This window comes from Streptomyces sp. NPDC127097 (genome assembly GCF_042724075.1).
In the GTDB taxonomy this organism is placed as follows: Bacteria; Actinomycetota; Actinomycetes; order Streptomycetales; family Streptomycetaceae; genus Streptomyces.
Genome location: NZ_JBHXFI010000031.1, coordinates 57,299 through 73,828 on the forward strand (window position 1 = coordinate 57,299; position 16,530 = coordinate 73,828).

The window sequence follows — 16,530 nt, forward strand, 5'->3', positions numbered from 1 at the left end:
TGCCGCGCGACCCCCGTCGCCCCCGGCCCCCGAGCCCCGCCCGCCGTCGATCCGTACGCGCACCGCCGCCCCCGCCGCCGTCCGTGAACCCCGTCAGAGCGGTCAGCATAAGCGGCACCCCGCGCTCAGATCCCGGGATCAGGTGATCGGGCCGTCCGCCCACTCCGCCAGCCGCAGCCGGCTCTCGAACCGCCGTACGCGGCCGTCCACCGGATCGGTGAACTCCAGGACCTTCGCGAGCAGTTGGAGCGGCGCGCCGAAGTCGTCCGGGGCCGGGTCCGTGACGACCGGATAGACCGGGTCATGGCGGATCGGCAGCCCGAGGCCGTTCATATGGACCCGCAGCTGATGGGTCCGGCCGGTCGCGGGCAGCAGCCGGTACCGCCCGAGCCCGCCGCGCCGCTCCACCAGCTCGATCCGGCTCTCCGCGTTCGGCACCCCGGCCTCCTCGCGCGCGGCCATCACCCCGCGCTCCTTCACGATCCGGCTGCGCACGGTCACCGGCAGCGCCACCGCCCCGTCGTACGGCGCCACCGCCTCGTACTCCTTGCGCACCCGCCGCTCACCGAACAGATTCTGGTACGCGCCCCGGTCCCCGGGCCGTACGACGAACAGCGCCAGCCCCGCCGTCAGCCGGTCCAGCCGGTGCGCGGGCTGGAGCGCGGGCAGCCCGAGATCCCGCCGCAGCCGCGCCAGCGCGGTCTCGGTGATGTGTCGCCCGCGCGGCGTGGTGGCCAGAAAGTGTGGTTTGTCGGCGATCACGATCCGCTCGTCCCGGTGGACGATCCCCACCTCGAACGGCACCGGCACCTCCGGCGCGAAGTCCCGGTGGAACCACACATACCGCCCGGCCGCATACGCCTCGCCCCCGCTCAGCACCCCGTCCGCCCCGACGAACCGCCCCGCGCCCAGCATGGCGTCCACCCGCCCGGCCCCGATCGCCCCCTGGAACCGGTCGACGAGATGGTCCCGGACGGTGTCCCACACCCCGCCCGGATCGGCGGGCAGCCGCACCCGTACGGGATCGATCCCGTCACGCTGGGGGAGGGGGGCCGGAGGAACCGGGGATCTGCGTCTCACCCGGCAAGAGAACACCGGCCCGGCCGGTGGCTCAAGTCCGTACGGGCCGCGACCGGCCGCGGACCTGGTGTGAGCGGGCCCCGGCGCACGCGCGCCCGGGCGGAAACGGTCAAAGCCCGCCCCGGCCGAGCGGCCGGTGCGGGCTTCGATACTGCGAGTGTCCGAGGGGGGACTTGAACCCCCACGCCCGATAAAGGGCACTAGCACCTCAAGCTAGCGCGTCTGCCATTCCGCCACCCGGACAAGGTGTCTGTCGTTGCGGCCCCGGGCCGCTCCGACGTGGAAAACAATAGCAAACATTCGAGGGTGGTCGATCACCCGCACATGTGGCCGGATGCGGGCCTGTGACCAGGGCATGTCGGGAGTATTGCGGCCTTGGGCCCAGCGGGCGACGGGTGGAGGATGGCAGTGGACCCCCGCCGCGGGTCGCGCTCCTCAGGGCGTGCCATGCGGCCGTGAACCCAGAGGAGGCACTGTGAGGGAGCTCAGCGAGCTGCGCGAGCGAACCGTGGAGAGGTGCGCACCGCGCGCATGCGGGGCCGGGCGGAACGAGGTCTCGGCATGAGTGAGCCGCAGCCGCCGCGCACGGTCACCGGTGAGGACGAGGTGGTCGACCTGTGCCGGGACCTGATCAGGATGGACACCAGCAACTACGGCGACCACTCGGGCCCGGGTGAGCGGGCCGCCGCCGAGTACGTCGCGGAGAAGCTCGCCGAGGTCGGCCTGGAGCCGCAGATCTTCGAGTCCCACAAGGGCCGCGCCTCGACCGTCGCCCGCATCGAGGGCGAGGACCGCTCGCGGCCCGCACTGCTGATCCACGGCCACACCGACGTCGTCCCGGCCAACGCCGACGACTGGACCCACCACCCCTTCTCCGGCGAGATCGCCGACGGCTGCGTCTGGGGCCGCGGCGCGGTCGACATGAAGGACATGGACGCGATGACGCTGGCCGTCGTCCGCGACCGGCTGCGCACCGGCCGTAAGCCGCCGCGCGACATCGTGCTGGCGTTCCTCGCGGACGAGGAGGCGGGCGGCACCTACGGCGCGCGCTATCTCGTCGACCACCACCCGCACCTCTTCGAGGGCGTCACGGAGGCGATCAGCGAGGTCGGCGGCTTCTCCTTCACCGTCAACGAGCAGGTGCGGCTGTACCTCATCGAGACGGCCCAGAAGGGCATGCACTGGATGAAGCTGACCGTGGACGGCAGCGCCGGACACGGTTCGATGATCCACAAGGACAACGCCATCACCGAACTGTCCGAGGCCGTCGGGCGGTTGGGCCGGCACGAGTTCCCGGTGCGGGTGACGAAGACCCTGCGGTCCTTCCTCGACCAGCTCGGCGACGCGCTGGGCACCGAGCTCGACCCGGAGGACATGGACGCCACGCTGGCGAAGCTCGGCGGCATCGCCAAGCTGATCGGCGCCTCGCTCAAGAACACCGCCAACCCCACGCAGCTGGGCGCCGGTTACAAGGTCAATGTCATCCCCGGGCAGGCCACCGCGCATGTCGACGGCCGGTTCCTGCCGGGCTACGAGGAGGAGTTCCTGGCCGACGTGGACCGGCTCCTGGGCCCGCGCGTCAAGCGCGAGGACGTGCACGCGGACAAGGCGCTGGAGACCACCTTCGACGGTGCGCTGGTGCAGGCGATGCAGTCGGCGCTCCAGGCCGAGGACCCGATCGCGCGGGCGGTGCCGTACATGCTCTCCGCCGGCACGGACGCCAAGTCCTTCGACGATCTCGGGATCCGCGGATTCGGCTTCGCGCCGCTGAAGCTGCCGCCGGAGCTGGACTTCGCGGGGATGTTCCACGGTGTGGACGAGCGAGTGCCGGTGGACGGACTGAAGTTCGGGGTGCGGGTGCTCGACCGGTTCATCGACCAGAGCTGAATTCGGCGCGATTTTCCTGCCTTTCGCGCCGGCTTCGCTGAAAAGAGTGAACGCACCGATGTGTTCGTAGCTTGAACGGCATTTTCCTCGTTGCAGTCAGTACGGTCCGCGGCTGGGATCGTATTGCCTACAAGGAGGACTAATGATCAAGAAGGTCGTCGCAGCTACGGCAGTCGCCGGTGGTGTCGTACTCGCCGGTGCCGGCCTGGCCGTTGCCGACTCGGGGGCCCAGGGTGCGGCCCTGAACTCTCCGGGTGTGGTGTCCGGCAACACCATTCAGGTGCCGGTCCAGGTCCCGGTGAACGTCTGCGACAACACGATCTCCGTGGTGGGTCTGCTGAACCACGACTTCGGCGCCGGCTGCGTCAACAAGTGACCTTCTGACGTCCTTTGGCGTTGTATTTACACCCGTAAGGGGCTGACTCGGCTCCCCGGAGGCGTGCCACGCAATCCGGAGCGGCTGAGTATTTCGGCGGGCGGGGCGGTCTTTTCGAAGACCGCCACTCGTCCGTATTCCTGTAAGGCACTAGGCAGGGGAACAACCTATGAGACAGGTCGCACGAAAGGGCCTGATCACCGCGGCCGCCGCCAGTGGCGTACTCGCCATGGCCGCCGGCTACGCACAGGCCGACGCGGGAGCCGCCGGAGGGGCGGCGAATTCGCCGGGCGTGGGATCCGGCAACAACGTTCAGGTACCGGTCCATGTGCCGGTGAACGCCTGCGGGAACACCGTCAATGTGGTCGGGCTGCTGAACCCCGCGTTCGGCGACCGCTGCGCCAACGACGGCGGTGGCAGGCACCAGGGTGGGAACCACCAGGGTGGGAACCACCATCAGGGCGGGCACACGGGGGCCGGCGCCGCCGGTACCACCGCGAACTCGCCGGGTGTCGTGTCGGGCAACAATGTCCAGGCTCCGGTCGACGTACCGGTCAACGTCTGCGGCAACCATGTCTCGGGAGGCGGGCTGCTGAACCCCGCCTTCGGCAACCACTGCGCCAACGGGTCCTCGACGACCCCGGGCAGGCCGCACGAGCCGGGTAAGCCGCACCACCCCGGCAAGCCCCATCACCCGGGCAAGCCGCACGAGCCGGGTAAGCCGCACCACCCGAGCACGCCGCACCACCCCGGCAAGCCTCACCAGCCGGGTAACCCGAGCCAGCAGACCCCGCACAAGCCGGGTAAGCCGCAGACCGGGGGGCACAGCCAGCAGGCGACGCCCGCCAAGCCCGTCGGGCACCTCGCCCAGACCGGTGCCGGCTCGATCGGCTACGCGGTTCCGGCCAGCGCCGGAATGCTGCTCGGTGGCGTCCTGCTCTACCGCAAGACGCGCGCCGCCCGCCGGTGACCAGCAGCAGATAGCCCATCGGCAGCTCACCGAGCGGGCCCCGTCGTGACGGGGCCCGCTCTGCTGTTCTCAGCCCCCGGTGGCGCTCACCACGTCGCGCGGAGCTGGCGGATGATCCGGCGGCGCAGCCGTACCTTACGGCTCCCGTCCGGGTTCAGACGCAGTCGGTCCAACTCCCAGTGTCCGTACTCGGCATGGTCCGTCAGCAGGCGTGTGGTGGCCTTCCGGGAGACTCCCCGGGGCACATACACATCGCAGAATTCGTATTCCGGCATCGCATCTATTGTGCGGGACCGGCCCCGGTACGGATAGCGTCTGCACTATGTCTGATGCTGCGCAGCCTTCCGCTGCCGAGGTACGTGCCGCCGCCGAGGCGGTCAAAGCCGCACTGGACCGTCACCTCGACGCGGTCGAACGCCGCTCGGGGCAGGACGATCCGGCCGTGTACGCCGCGTTCGACGAGCTCGCCGCGGCGGCTGAGGTCTATGACGAGCTGCTCTACGACACCTACGACGAGGTCACCCCCTTCGAGATCCCCGGAAACGAGGCGCTGCCCGCATACGCGGGCCCGGAAGAGCCGAGCGCGCTGAGCGTGCTGATCCGCCGGGATTACACCGTCGCCGCACCGCAGCGACTGCTGCATCAGGCACAGCGCATCGCCGATCTTGATCCGGACGCCGCCGACGAGGCGGCCGGCAGCGCCGCGGATGCCGCCGCGGTCGTCGGCACCAGCGTGCATGCGGCGCTCGGTGTCCTCTTCGGGGAGTTCGAACCGGACGAGATCGCCACCCGGCACAAGGAGTTCGGCCTGGAGGAGGGTGACTCCACCCTCTGGGTGGCGGCCGCCGACGACCCGGCCGAGCCGGGGGAGTGGCTGTCCGCCCCGTTCGACCAGGCGGATCCCCAGCGGGTGGTGTGCCGCTTCGACGTCAGCGCCGTCTTCGACGAGGAACTGGGCGAAGACGACCTGATGGAGCCGCTCGACAACGAACGGTGAGGGAGGCGCCGGGCTGCCTTGTGCCGCACCGGCGCCGCCCGCTGATCCGCATACACCGCTGATCCGCATAGGCCGCTGCCCCGGCCCGACGGCTTGTTCCGCGACGGGCCGGGGCAGCGGCATGCAGGGGCTGAGCGGAGGGCGCCGAAGCCCCCGGGGCTCAGTCGGCCGCCGGCTCCTCGCCGGATTGCACGCTCTGCCGGAGCAGGCCGCGCAGCCGGGTCGTGCGCTCCTTCACGGGCACCTCGGCGACCGCGCGGGCCAGCGCCTGGTCGGCGCCCTGGACGACCGACAGATGCCGCTCACCGCGGCTGAAGGCGGTGTAGACCCAGGCGCGGGTCAGCCCGCCGGTGGCGTCACCGGGCAGCACGACCACCGCGGCCGGCCAGCGCGTGCCGGCCGCCTGGTGGGCGGTGAGCGCCCAGCCGTGCCGTACCGCTCCGGTGCCGACCTGCTCGCGCGGGACCACGACCGCGGAGCCGTCGCAGTCGAGATGCAGTCCGGCCGCGTCCGCGCCGGTGACCGTGCCGGGAACCGTGCGGCCGGGGGCCGGGGTGTAGGCCACGCGGTCGCCGGGGTCGAAGCCGCCGAACCGGCCGGGGCCGGGGTTGAGCCGCTCCTTGAGGGCGGCGTTGAGCGCGCGGGTGCCGGCCGCGCCGCCGTGGCCGACCGTGATGACCTGGGTGTGGTCCGCGGGGACCCCGAACGCCCGGGGCACGGAGTCGGCGACCAGCTGGACGGTGCGGTGCACCGCCTCACCGGCATCCCGCACCGGGACGATCACCACCTCCTTGCCGGGCGCCTCGACCTGGCTCAGCTCCCCGATGCCGATCCCCGACACCAGCTCGCCGACCGGGCCGAAGTCCGGGGTGCGGGAGGCGACCTGCGGACAGAAGCGGGCCGCGAGGAGATCGGCGAACAGCCGGCCGGGCCCGGCGGACCACAGCACGCCCGGGTCACCGCTGAGCACCAGCCGGGTCCCGTCGGTCAGCGACTCGACGAGCAGTGCGGCGGTCTCCAGATCCAGCTGCGGGGCGTCCAGCACGACCAGCAGATCGAGGGCGAGGGCGCCGTCCGCGTCCCGTCCCGGCCCCTCCCGGCCGGACAGCAGGCCGGAGACGGTCACCGCTGCGGTGGCGGGGTCCGGGGAGCCGGCGGCCGAGGCGTCGGGCGCGCTCCCGGTGAGGTGCGCGGCGAGGCGGCGGCGGCCGTTCTCGGTGTGGGTGGCGCCGAAGGCCCGCAGCCCCAGCGAACGGGCCGCGGCGATCAGCGCGGCCGGCTCGGCACGGGCCGCCTCCGCGCCCGTGTGGGCCACCAGGCCGCTGTGCGCGGCGGCACGGATGAGCTCGGCGGCCGACGGCGAGGGCGCGGCGGCCGCCACGGCCTCCCAGCGGGCAGCGGAGGGCCGGGCGGGCCGGGGGGCCGTGCCGTCGTCGGTGGGGGTGTTGGTGGGGGCGTCGGTGGCGGGAGCCGTGGTGGCGGGGCTGTCCCCGGCCGCGTTGCCGTCGGCTGCCTGCGGCTCTCCGTCGGCCGTGGCCCCGGCGGCCTCCGCCCCGGCGGCCCCCGCCCCGGCGGCCTCCGCCCCGTTGGCCTCCGCCTCGCCGGCCTCGGCCGGCTCCGTGTCCTGGGTGGGCTCCGCCACCGCTGCGAAGGTGTTGAGCAGCCGTGCCAGACCGTCGGCGACGCTCTCCTCGGCCATCGCGAACCGGTCCAGGCCGAGCAGGATCCGGACCGGCTGCTCCTCCTCGTCGTCGTCACCCGTGGCGGGACGTGGCCGGCCGCCCGGCTCGTCGATCGCGTCCTGGAAGACCAGCACGGCACTGTCCGCGATGGCCGCCTGAAGGGCGTCATCCGGGTCGGGCACCGCGCGCTGGGCCAGGGCCGCCCGCAGCGCGGCGGCCTCCAGGGCGGAGTGGCCCGCGAGCGCGGCCTGCTCCAGCAGCCAGCTGACCAGTGCCTGTGCGCGCCGTTCGTCGCCCGGCCCACAGGCGGGGCCGAGCAGCGCCCGCGCGAAACCGTCGGCCTGCTCGGGGCGGACCCCGGGCACTCCGAGCAGCAGCCAGGGGTCCTCGCCCAGCGCTTCGGCGGCCCGCTCACCCAGGACCTCCGCGGTCTGCTCGGCCAGCGTCTCGGGGGCACCGCCCGCCGCGAGCACCTGCCGTACGCCCTCGACCCCGGGGAGGGCCCGCACCGCGGGCCGGGGAGCGGGGGCGGGGCCGGTAGCTGCCGGTGCGGCGGCGGCCGGGCCGATGGCACCGCCCTCCGGCCCGCCCGGACGGGCCGGTCCGCCGTTCTCCTGCTCCTGCGCGGTGCGCTGCCGCGTCACCTCCGGGCCCGTGCCCGTGGGCCCGCCCTGCTGCCCGCCCTGCGGCGCGGCCTTGGCCGGCTGGGCGGCGGAGGCGGCCGGCCTGGCGGGGCGGGGGGCGTCATTGAAGAACGAAGCGGCCGAGCGCTCACCACTCTCCACGGCCCGCACGGCCGCAGCCAGCGCGTCGGCGGTGGCTTTGGCCGAGCCGGATGCCGGGGCCCTCTTCGCCACACCGGGGGTCGCAGCCTCGGCGCCGGACGCCGGGTCGGCGGACTCCGCCTCAGAAGACCGCGTGCCGGTCTCCGCCCCGGAAGCCGCAGCCTCGGCCTCCGATCCGGCAGTCTCAGCCTCCGCTCCGGCCGCCCCGGCGCCCTCCTTGTGCCCCGTCGCCTCCTGGCCCGTCGCCTCCTCGCCCGGCGCCGCCGCGCTCTCCGGCGCTTCCGCGCCTCCCGGCTCCGCCGCGGCATCGGGTGTCCGAGCCTCCGCGGTGCCGGGTGCGGCCTCCTGCCCGGGCGGGGTTTCGCCGGCGAGGCGGTCGGTGCTCACAGCGTGCTCCAGTCGTGATCGGGGTAGTGGTGCACCGGCGCCGAAACATCGTCCAGCGCCTGGCGGATCTCGTCAGGAAGACTAAGGGTCTCCACTGACAATGCGGCTCTGAGCTGCTGCGCTGTGCGGGCGCCCAGGATCGGCGCGGTCACGCCGGGGCGGTCGCGGACCCAGGAGAGCGCGACCTGGAGCGGGGTGACGGCCAGTCCGTCGGCGGCGGTGGTGACCGCTTCGACGACCCGGCTCGCGGTCTCGTCGAGATAGGGCGCGACGAACGCCGCCAGATGCTCCGAGGCACCACGGGAGTCGGTCGGCGTCCCATGGCGGTACTTGCCCGTCAGCACCCCCCGGCCGAGCGGCGACGACGGCAGCAGGCCGATGCCGAGGTCGAGGGCCGCGGGCAGCACCTCCCGCTCGATGCCGCGCTGGAGGAGGGAGTACTCCATCTGTGCGCTCGCGAGACGGTTGCGTACACCGGGCGCCGCGAGCTGCCAGGTGCCGGCCCGGGCTAGCTGCCAGCCGGAGAAGTTCGCCAGCCCCACATAGCGCGCCCGGCCGCTGGTGACGGCGAGGTCGAGGGCCTGGAGCGTCTCCTCCAGCGGGGTGTGCGGATCGAAGGCGTGCAGCTGCCACAGGTCGACGTAGTCGGTGCCCAGCCGCTCCAGGGAGGCGTCCAGGGCGGCGAGGAGATGGCGCCGGGAGCCGTCGACCCGGCGGTCCGCCTCCAGGACGCTGCCCGCCTTGGTGGCGATCACCAGATCCTCGCGCGGAATCAGCTCTTCCGTCAGCCGGCCGAGGAGGTATTCGGCGCCGCCGTCGGCGTAGATGTCGGCGGTGTCCACGAGGCTGCCGCCGGCCTCCCAGAACGCCTTGAGCTGGTCGGCGGCTTCCTGCTCGTCCGTGTCGCGCGCCCAGTTCAGGGTGCCGAGCCCGAGGCGGGTCACGCGCAGGCCCGTACGGCCGAGGTGCCTTTGCTCCATGAGCCTTGAGATTACTGGGCGGAAGCCGGCATCAGGGGACCTGTGGACAACCCGCCGATGACAGCCGGCGCGACCGGCGGCTACAGTCCCCGCAACAGCGACGTTACTGATGGGTAAGGGGAGCGGCATGAGGCTTGGCATCAACCTCGGCTACTGGGGCGCCGGGATGGACTCCGACAATCTCGCGGTGGCACAGGAGGCCGATCGCCTCGGCTACTCCGTCTGCTGGGCGGCGGAGGCGTACGGCTCCGACGCCGCCACCGTGCTCTCCTGGGTCGCGGCGCAGACCGAGCGGATCGACATCGGTTCGGCGATCTTCCAGATCCCGGCGCGTACGCCCGCGATGACCGCGATGACGGCCGCGACCCTGGACTCCCTCTCCGGGGGCCGGTTCCGCCTGGGCCTCGGTGTCTCCGGGCCGCAGGTCTCCGAGGGCTGGTACGGCGTCAAGTTCGACAAGCCGCTGGCCCGCACCCGTGAGTACGTGGACATCGTCCGTAAGGCGATGTCGCGCGAGCGGCTGTCCTACGAGGGCGAGCACTGGACGCTGCCGCTGCCGGGCGGCCCCGGCAAGCCGCTGAAGCTCACGGTGCACCCGCAGCGCGAGTACATCCCGCTCTACATCGCCGCGATCGGTCCCAAGAACCTCCAGCAGACCGGTGAGATCGCCGACGGCGCGCTGCTGATCTTCCCCTCGGCCGACCACCTGGAGGAGACCGCGATCGCGCACCTCCGGGCCGGCCGGGAGAAGGCGGGCAAGACGCTGGACGGCTTCGACGTCTGTCCGACGCTGCCGCTGGCCGTCGGCGCGGACAAGGACGTCAGCGCGCTGGCCGACATGTTCCGCCCGTACACCGCGCTCTACGTCGGCGGTATGGGCAGCCCCAAGCAGAACTTCTACAACCAGCTCGCGCAGCGCATGGGTTACGGGAAGGAAGCCGCCGAGATCCAGGAGAAGTACCTGTCCGGCGACAAGGAAGGCGCCGCCGCCGCGATCCCGGAGCGGCTGATCGACCAGACCACGCTGCTCGGCTCCGTCGAGCGGATCGCCGACCGGATGCAGGCATACGCGGCGGCCGGTGTGACCACCCTGACGCTCGCCCCCGCGGGCTTCTCGCTGGAGGACCGGCTGGCGTCGCTGCGGGCCGGTACCGAGGCCCTGGAGCGCGCCGGGCTGGCGTAACGCCCACCGGGGGGCCGGACCCCTCTGCCTCCCACCCGGGCCCGGCGCCCGGAGCGCCGGGCCGGCGAGGCCCCGCGGCCGTGGTGGGGGCTCGGGGGTCTTCCCCACCACGGCCGTCAGCAGCACAACGCGGCCACGGGCACGCTGGTTACGCCCGCGACGGGGGCACCCCTAGGGCCTGTCTTCAAAGTCCCGCCTGCCTCGCGACGCCTGGCACGCACTCCCCCACGCCTGAACGGCGCGGGGGGACCCCCGTGCCGCGTTGTCGGGATCATCCCGGTACACCCAGCACCGGGACGACCCTCCGCCTTGCGATCGCGCTCGGCATCCAGTGGCTCTTTCGAGGAGCCGAGACGAAGCGAGCGCAGCGAGTGAAGTGCACCAGACGCCGCGAGCCCCGCCCTACGGGCGAACGACGGCACTTTGAAGACAGGCCCTAGCCCGAACGGCCGAACGCGCCGCCGCTCCGGTTGCCGCCCATGGAGTACCCCCATTGACTCGTCCATTACGGGTGTGTCCGTTCGGAGGTGGCAAAGATGCTCTCGGCCCGAAGCCTGTTCCAGGAGATCGTCGACAACGACGACTCCTTCCGTTTGTTCTGTTCCATCGCGGCCAGCGGCGAGGCGCAGGGCGGCTGGGAGAACGGCCGGATCGCCGCGCTGCTCCCCGCGTCCATGCGGGAGCTGGCACCCAAGGTCGCCCGGCACGGCGCCGACGAGGACAAGCACGGCCGGATCTTTCAGGCCCTGATGCGCAAGCGCGGACTGACGCCGACCGCCGTCCCGGTGGAGACCGACTACACCGCGCTGCTGGAACGGCGGGGCATCGGCCTGACGCACGACAAGCTGCGCCGCGACCAGCCGCTCACCGAGCGGGACATCGTCATCTACCTCTCCCACAGCCGGGTCACCGAACAGCGCGCCGCCGGCCAGATGGTGATGCTCACCAAGCACTTCGGCGACCACCCCGAGCTGGGCAAAGCGGTCCGGATGATCTCCCAGGACGAGGACAACCATCTCGCGTACTGCCATGAGGAGCTGCTGCGGCTGGCCCGCGCCGGGCACGGCCGCGCCATCCAGCGGACCCTGCGGGAGTGCGCCCGTGCCGAGATCGTCGTCTACCGGGACGTCAGCCTGGCGGTGATGGCCCACATGGGCCGCATCCTGGAGTGGCCCAGGGCGAAGTCCGCCGCGCTCGCCGCCGGGATCTGGGCGGTGTACGGCTATGAGCGGCTGGCCGGCTGGCGGCGGATGGTCAGCCTCCGGATGCCCGAGCGGCGGAACGCGCTGGGCGGACCGGCCACCTCCGCACCGGAATTCGCCTGAGCGGACACCCCGCCCCCGGAACCGGCGTCAGAGCCAGCCGCGGCGCTTGAACAGCCGGTACAGCGACACCTCGATGATGACCATCACTCCCAGGATCACCGGGTACCCCAGATCCCACTTCAGCTCCGGCATGTTGTCGAAGTTCATGCCGTAGACGCCGGCGATCAGGGTGGGGACGGCCGCCAGCGCCGCCCAGGCCGAGATCTTGCGCATGTCGTCGTTCTGCCGTACGCCCATCTGCGCGAGGTGGGCGGAGAGAATGTCCGACAACAGCCGGTCCAGGCCCTCCACCGACTCGTTGGCGCGGGTGAGATGGTCGTCGACATCACGGAAGAACGGCCGGGCGTGCGTGTGCACGAAGGGCACCCCGGGGTTCTGGAGCCGGGTCATCGGCTCCGCCAACGGGCCGGTCGCCCGGCGGAATTCGAGCACCTCGCGCTTGAACGCATAGATCTCGGCGGCGGTGTTCCGGGTGTCCCGGCCGCGTACCGGAGCGAACACCTCCGCCTCCAACTCCTCCAGATCCAGCTGGAGTTCGGCGGCCACGTCGATGTAGTGGTCCACCACCGCGTCACTCACCGCGTACAGCACCGCCCCCGGGCCGTGCCGCAGGATCTCCGGATGCTCCTCCAGCCGGTGCCGCACCGCCGCCAGCGGGCTGGCCTCCCCGTGCCGGACGGTGACGACGAACGCGTCGCCCACGAACACCATCAGCTCCGACGCGGTCACCGTGTCCGCCTGGTCGTCGTAGGTGACCGGTTTCAGCACCATGAACAGCGAGTCGTCGTAGACCTCCAGCTTGGGCCGCTGATGCGCCTTGAGCGCGTCCTCGACGGCCAGCGGGTGCAGCGCGAATTCGGACCGGACGCGCGCGAACTCCTCCTCCGTCGGCTCGTACATCCCCAGCCACAGGAAGGAGTGCCCCTCGGCCCGCGCCTCCTCCAGGGCGTGCGAGAAGTCGGTCGTGCACTCGGTGCGACGGCCCTCACGGTAGATGGCGCTGTCGACGATCACACCGGCATTCTCGCGCGTCGCCCGGCCACCCGCCAGGAAGCGCACGGCCACCTGACGGGAAGGCCCACCGGGAACGTAGGGTGGCGGTCATGCCCACGCTGATCCTGGTGCGGCACGGCCGCTCCACCGCCAATACCGCCGGGGTGCTCGCCGGGCGGGCGCCCGGAGTCGCGCTCGACGAGCGCGGCGCGGCCCAGTCCGCCGCGCTGCCCGCACGGCTGGCGCAGGTGCCGCTGACCGCCGTCGTCTCCAGCCCGCTCCAGCGCTGCCGGGAGACCCTGGCGCCGCTGCTGGAGGCCCGGCCGTGGCTCACGCTGCACCTCGACGACCGGATCAGCGAATGCGACTACGGCGCGTGGTCGGGCCGGAAACTCGCCGAACTGAGCGACGAGCCGCTGATGGAGATCGTCCAGCAGCACCCGTCCGCGGCCGCCTTCCCCGGCGGAGAGTCGATGCGCGCGATGCAGGCCCGCGCGGTGGACGCCGTACGGGACTGGAACACCCGGATCGAGGAGGCGCACGGCCCCGAGGCGACCTACGCCATGTGCTCGCACGGCGACATCATCAAGTCCCTGGTCGCCGACGCGCTGGGCATGCATCTCGACCTCTTTCAGCGGATTTCCGTCGAGCCCTGTTCGGTCACCGCGATCCGCTACACCCGGCTGCGCCCCTACCTCGTCCGGCTCGGGGACACCGGAGACTTCGGATCGCTCGCGCCCCGGGAGGAAGGCGGCGCCGCGGCGGCCGAGCGGGACGCGGCAGTCGGCGGTGGTGCGGGAGCAGCGTGATCAGTCCGCGCAGTAGGGTGGTGCGACGGCGCTGCCCGCCACGCCCCTGCGATCCGCGCAGTGACCGCAGGACGTGCAGCGACCGCAGTGACCCCGCAGTCGAGCAATCGGAGCAGGACGTTGTCCCGTCAGGTGTTCTTCTACGACGCGCCGGACCGCTTCGTGGCCGGTACGGTCGGGCTGCCTGGCCGCCGTAGCTTCTACCTCCAGGCCACCGCGGCCGGCCGCACCACCAGCGTCGCCCTGGAGAAGACCCAGGTCGCCGCGCTCGCCGAGCGGATCGACGAGTTGCTGGACGAGGTCGTCCGGCGCAGCGGCGGCAACGCCCCGGTGCCCGCGGTCTCGCCCGCCGAGCTGTCCGACACCGCGCCGCTGGAATCGCCGGTCGAGGAGGAGTTCCGGGTCGGCACGATGGCGCTCGCCTGGGACGGCGAGGACGAGCGGATGATCGTCGAGGCACAGGCCCTGGTCGAGCTGGACGCGGACAGCGACGAGGACCTCGCCGACGCCGAGGAGCGGCTGCTCCAGGACGACGAGAACGGCCCCCCGATGCTGCGGGTGCGGCTCACCGGCACCATGGCCAGGGCGTTCGCCAAGCGGGCGCTGGAGGTCGTCAACGCCGGCCGCCCGCCGTGCCCGCTGTGCAGCCTGCCGCTCGACCCGGAGGGACACGTATGCCCGCGCCAGAACGGATACCGACGGGACGCCTGAGCGCCATGGAGTCCGCCGCAGAGCCCGCCACGCCGCTGCCCGGCCCCGCCCGGCCGCAGGACCCGCCGGCGGCCGCGCCGGAGCCCGCCGGGCACCCGTCGGCCGCGCTGCTCGCCGAAGGGGAGCTGACCGTCCGCGGCCGCATTCAGGAAGCGTCCAATGCGGTGCTGTACTGCACGGTCGCGTACGACGGCCGCAGCGCCGCCTGTGTCTACAAGCCGGTCGCCGGTGAGCGCCCGCTGTGGGACTTCCCCGACGGCACGCTCGCCCAGCGTGAGGTCGCCGCGTACGAGGTCTCCCGGGCCTGCGGCTGGGACCTGATCCCCCCGACGGTGCTGCGGGACGGCCCGTACGGCACCGGCATGGTCCAGGAGTGGATCGACCCGCCGGAGAGCAGCGACGAGGTGCCCGAGCTGCTGGCACTGGTGGAGGACGAGGAGCCGGGGCCCGGCTGGAAGGCCGTCGGGCTCGCCCAGATCGGCGAGGGCCGCACCGCGCTGCTGGTGCACGCCGACCACCCGCGGCTGCGGCGGCTCGCGGTGCTCGACGCGGTGATCAACAACGGTGACCGCAAGGGCGGCCATCTGCTGCCCGGCGCCGACGGGGAGTTCTTCGCCATCGATCACGGGGTGACGTTCAACGCCGAGGACAAGCTGCGCACGCTGCTGTGGGGGTGGGCGGGGGAGCCGCTGACCGACGAGACGCTGGAGGTCCTGCGGGGCCTGGAGCGGGCGCTGGAGGACGGCCGGCCGCTCGCCGCCCGACTGGCCGAACTGATCACGGACGCCGAGACCGAGGCGCTGCGGGCGCGGGTGGCGGGGCTGCTGAGCAGCGGCCGGCACCCGGAACCGAGCGGCGAATGGCCCGCGATCCCCTGGCCGCCCGTCTGAGCCGTCGGGAACCCGTGCCGCGGCGACGGGCACTTGCACATACGACCGTCGAACACAAGACCGCCTTTCCGGCCAGACCTCCGGTCCGGTTCGTATGCGGAACATCCGTCCGGTTACGCTCAAGGCATGCATGCATGGCCCGCTTCTGAGGTCCCCGCCCTGCCTGGCCAGGGCCGCGACCTGAGGATCCACGACACCGCGACCGGCGGACGGGTAACCCTCGACCCCGGTCCCGTCGCCCGTATCTACGTCTGCGGCATCACGCCCTACGACGCCACCCACATGGGGCACGCGGCGACCTACAACGCGTTCGACCTGGTTCAGCGCGTGTGGCTCGACACGAAGCGTCAGGTGCACTACGTACAGAACGTCACCGATGTCGACGACCCGCTGCTGGAGCGGGCCGTGGCCACCGGCGACGACTGGACGGCGCTCGCCGAGCGCGAGACCGCCCTCTTCCGCGAGGACATGACGGCCCTGCGGATGCTGCCGCCCCGCCACTACATAGGCGCCGTCGAGTCGATACCCGGCATCGTCCCGCTGGTGGAGCGGCTGCGCGACGCCGGCGCCGCCTACGAGCTGGACGGTGACATCTACTTCTCGGTCGCCTCCGACCCGCACTTCGGCGAGGTCTCCAGGCTGGACGCCGAGGCGATGCGGCTGCTGTCCGCCGAGCGCGGCGGCGACCCGGAGCGCGAGGGCAAGAAGAACCCGCTCGACCCGATGCTGTGGATGGCGGCCCGGGACGGCGAGCCGAGCTGGGACGGGGCCTCGCTCGGCCGCGGCCGGCCCGGCTGGCACATCGAGTGTGTCGCCATCGCGCTGGACCACCTCGGCATGGGCTTCGACGTCCAGGGCGGCGGCTCCGACCTCGCCTTCCCGCACCACGAGATGGGCGCCTCGCACGCCCAGGCGCTCACCGGTGAGCACCCGTTCGCCAAGGCGTATGTGCACGCCGGGATGGTGGCCCTGAACGGCGAGAAGATGTCCAAGTCCAAGGGCAATCTCGTCTTCGTCTCCACGGTGCGGCGTGACGGCACCGACCCGGCCGCGATCCGGCTGGCGCTGCTCGCGCACCACTACCGGGCCGACTGGGAGTGGACCGACGCGGTGCTGGCGGAGGCCGAGGAGCGGCTGGCGCGCTGGCGGGCCGCCGTCTCCCGTCCTGACGGCCCGTCCGCCGACGCCCTCCTGGAGGAGATGCGTACGGCGCTCGCCGACGACCTGGACTCCACGGCCGCCCTCGCGGCCGTGGACCGCTGGGCCGCCGCGCAGCAGGACGGGGGCGGCACCGACGAGGGTGCCCCCGGTCTCGTCTCCCGCGCGGTCGACGCGCTGCTCGGCGTGGCCCTGTAACGACCCGTCATATCCGGCCCTCAGGGGCGCTTCCGCCGGCCGGTGGAAGCGCCCCTTTCTCCTTACGGAGCCGGGGGCTTATGGCCAGGGAGGGCCGGGAAGCTCGGGAGGGCCGGGAG

General features: G+C 72.6%; 15 protein-coding genes and 1 tRNA gene. 10 read left to right on the forward strand and 6 right to left on the reverse strand.

All coding sequences use genetic code 11. From position 1 onward, the window contains the following. Positions 1-138: 138 nt before the first annotated feature. Both ACFWJW_RS23075 and ACFWJW_RS23080 read right to left on the reverse strand, forming a co-directional pair. Positions 139-1,080 (reverse strand): pseudouridine synthase, encoded by a 942-nt coding sequence (locus ACFWJW_RS23075; protein WP_387244431.1) that lies wholly within the window; start codon positions 1,078-1,080, stop codon positions 139-141. Positions 1,081-1,238: 158 nt separating this feature from the next. After that, positions 1,239-1,323, reverse strand: a tRNA-Leu gene (locus ACFWJW_RS23080). Positions 1,324-1,641: 318 nt separating this feature from the next. Between ACFWJW_RS23080 and ACFWJW_RS23085 the strand changes: the two genes are divergently transcribed. The 3 genes from ACFWJW_RS23085 to ACFWJW_RS23095 all read left to right on the forward strand — a co-directional run bounded on the left by ACFWJW_RS23085 (position 1,642) and on the right by ACFWJW_RS23095 (position 4,313). After that, positions 1,642-2,967: a M20/M25/M40 family metallo-hydrolase gene (locus tag ACFWJW_RS23085; RefSeq protein ID WP_387244434.1), complete on the forward strand. Its 1,326-nt coding sequence runs from the start codon at positions 1,642-1,644 to the stop codon at positions 2,965-2,967. A gap of 142 nt (positions 2,968-3,109) precedes the next feature. Further along, on the forward strand, positions 3,110-3,343 hold the full coding sequence (locus tag ACFWJW_RS23090) for a chaplin (protein ID WP_387244437.1): 234 nt from the start codon (positions 3,110-3,112) through the stop codon (positions 3,341-3,343). A 169-nt stretch (positions 3,344-3,512) separates the two neighbouring features. Next, positions 3,513-4,313 (forward strand): chaplin, encoded by an 801-nt coding sequence (locus ACFWJW_RS23095; protein ID WP_387244440.1) that lies wholly within the window; start codon positions 3,513-3,515, stop codon positions 4,311-4,313. A gap of 86 nt (positions 4,314-4,399) precedes the next feature. On the opposite strand, the gene ACFWJW_RS23100 is transcribed toward ACFWJW_RS23095, so the two are convergent. Next, the gene (locus ACFWJW_RS23100; RefSeq protein ID WP_030416245.1) at positions 4,400-4,588 is read right to left on the reverse strand and encodes a DUF5703 family protein; all 189 of its coding nucleotides are present in this window, start codon (positions 4,586-4,588) and stop codon (positions 4,400-4,402) included. Positions 4,589-4,635: 47 nt separating this feature from the next. On the opposite strand from ACFWJW_RS23100, the gene ACFWJW_RS23105 reads away from it, so the two are divergent. Continuing rightward, positions 4,636-5,310: a hypothetical protein gene (locus ACFWJW_RS23105; protein ID WP_387244443.1), complete on the forward strand. Its 675-nt coding sequence runs from the start codon at positions 4,636-4,638 to the stop codon at positions 5,308-5,310. A gap of 160 nt (positions 5,311-5,470) precedes the next feature. Here the strand turns inward: ACFWJW_RS23105 and ACFWJW_RS23110 are convergent, their stop codons facing one another. Together ACFWJW_RS23110 and ACFWJW_RS23115 are read right to left on the reverse strand one after the other, a co-directional pair. After that, on the reverse strand, positions 5,471-8,164 hold the full coding sequence (locus tag ACFWJW_RS23110; RefSeq protein WP_387244446.1) for a helix-hairpin-helix domain-containing protein: 2,694 nt from the start codon (positions 8,162-8,164) through the stop codon (positions 5,471-5,473). Beyond that, a complete protein-coding gene (locus ACFWJW_RS23115) occupies positions 8,161-9,144 on the reverse strand; it encodes an aldo/keto reductase (protein ID WP_387244449.1) in 984 nt (327 codons plus the stop codon). The genes ACFWJW_RS23110 and ACFWJW_RS23115 overlap by 4 nt, the downstream gene beginning before the upstream one ends. Before the next feature lie 127 nt (positions 9,145-9,271). Between ACFWJW_RS23115 and ACFWJW_RS23120 the strand changes: the two genes are divergently transcribed. Beyond that, on the forward strand, positions 9,272-10,327 hold the full coding sequence (locus ACFWJW_RS23120; protein WP_327227344.1) for an LLM class F420-dependent oxidoreductase: 1,056 nt from the start codon (positions 9,272-9,274) through the stop codon (positions 10,325-10,327). Between the two features lie 536 nt (positions 10,328-10,863). Then, on the forward strand, positions 10,864-11,652 hold the full coding sequence (locus ACFWJW_RS23125) for a ferritin-like domain-containing protein (protein ID WP_387244453.1): 789 nt from the start codon (positions 10,864-10,866) through the stop codon (positions 11,650-11,652). 27 nt (positions 11,653-11,679) lie between these two features. Here the strand turns inward: ACFWJW_RS23125 and corA are convergent, their stop codons facing one another. After that, positions 11,680-12,666: a magnesium/cobalt transporter CorA gene (gene corA, locus ACFWJW_RS23130; protein WP_387244457.1), complete on the reverse strand. Its 987-nt coding sequence runs from the start codon at positions 12,664-12,666 to the stop codon at positions 11,680-11,682. Between the two features lie 89 nt (positions 12,667-12,755). Between corA and ACFWJW_RS23135 the strand changes: the two genes are divergently transcribed. From ACFWJW_RS23135 to mshC, 4 genes are all read left to right on the forward strand, one after another. Further along, a complete protein-coding gene (locus tag ACFWJW_RS23135; RefSeq protein WP_387244460.1) occupies positions 12,756-13,454 on the forward strand; it encodes a histidine phosphatase family protein in 699 nt (232 codons plus the stop codon). Between the two features lie 120 nt (positions 13,455-13,574). Next, positions 13,575-14,165: a DUF3090 domain-containing protein gene (locus tag ACFWJW_RS23140; RefSeq protein ID WP_129247423.1), complete on the forward strand. Its 591-nt coding sequence runs from the start codon at positions 13,575-13,577 to the stop codon at positions 14,163-14,165. Between the two features lie 5 nt (positions 14,166-14,170). Beyond that, positions 14,171-15,055 carry an SCO1664 family protein gene (locus ACFWJW_RS23145; protein WP_387244464.1) on the forward strand — a complete coding sequence of 295 codons (885 nt, stop codon included), beginning with the start codon at positions 14,171-14,173 and terminating at the stop codon, positions 15,053-15,055. Positions 15,056-15,181: 126 nt separating this feature from the next. Beyond that, entirely contained in the window at positions 15,182-16,411 is a 1,230-nt protein-coding gene (mshC, locus tag ACFWJW_RS23150; RefSeq protein ID WP_387244467.1) for a cysteine--1-D-myo-inosityl 2-amino-2-deoxy-alpha-D-glucopyranoside ligase, read from the forward strand. Positions 16,412-16,530: the final 119 nt, after the last annotated feature.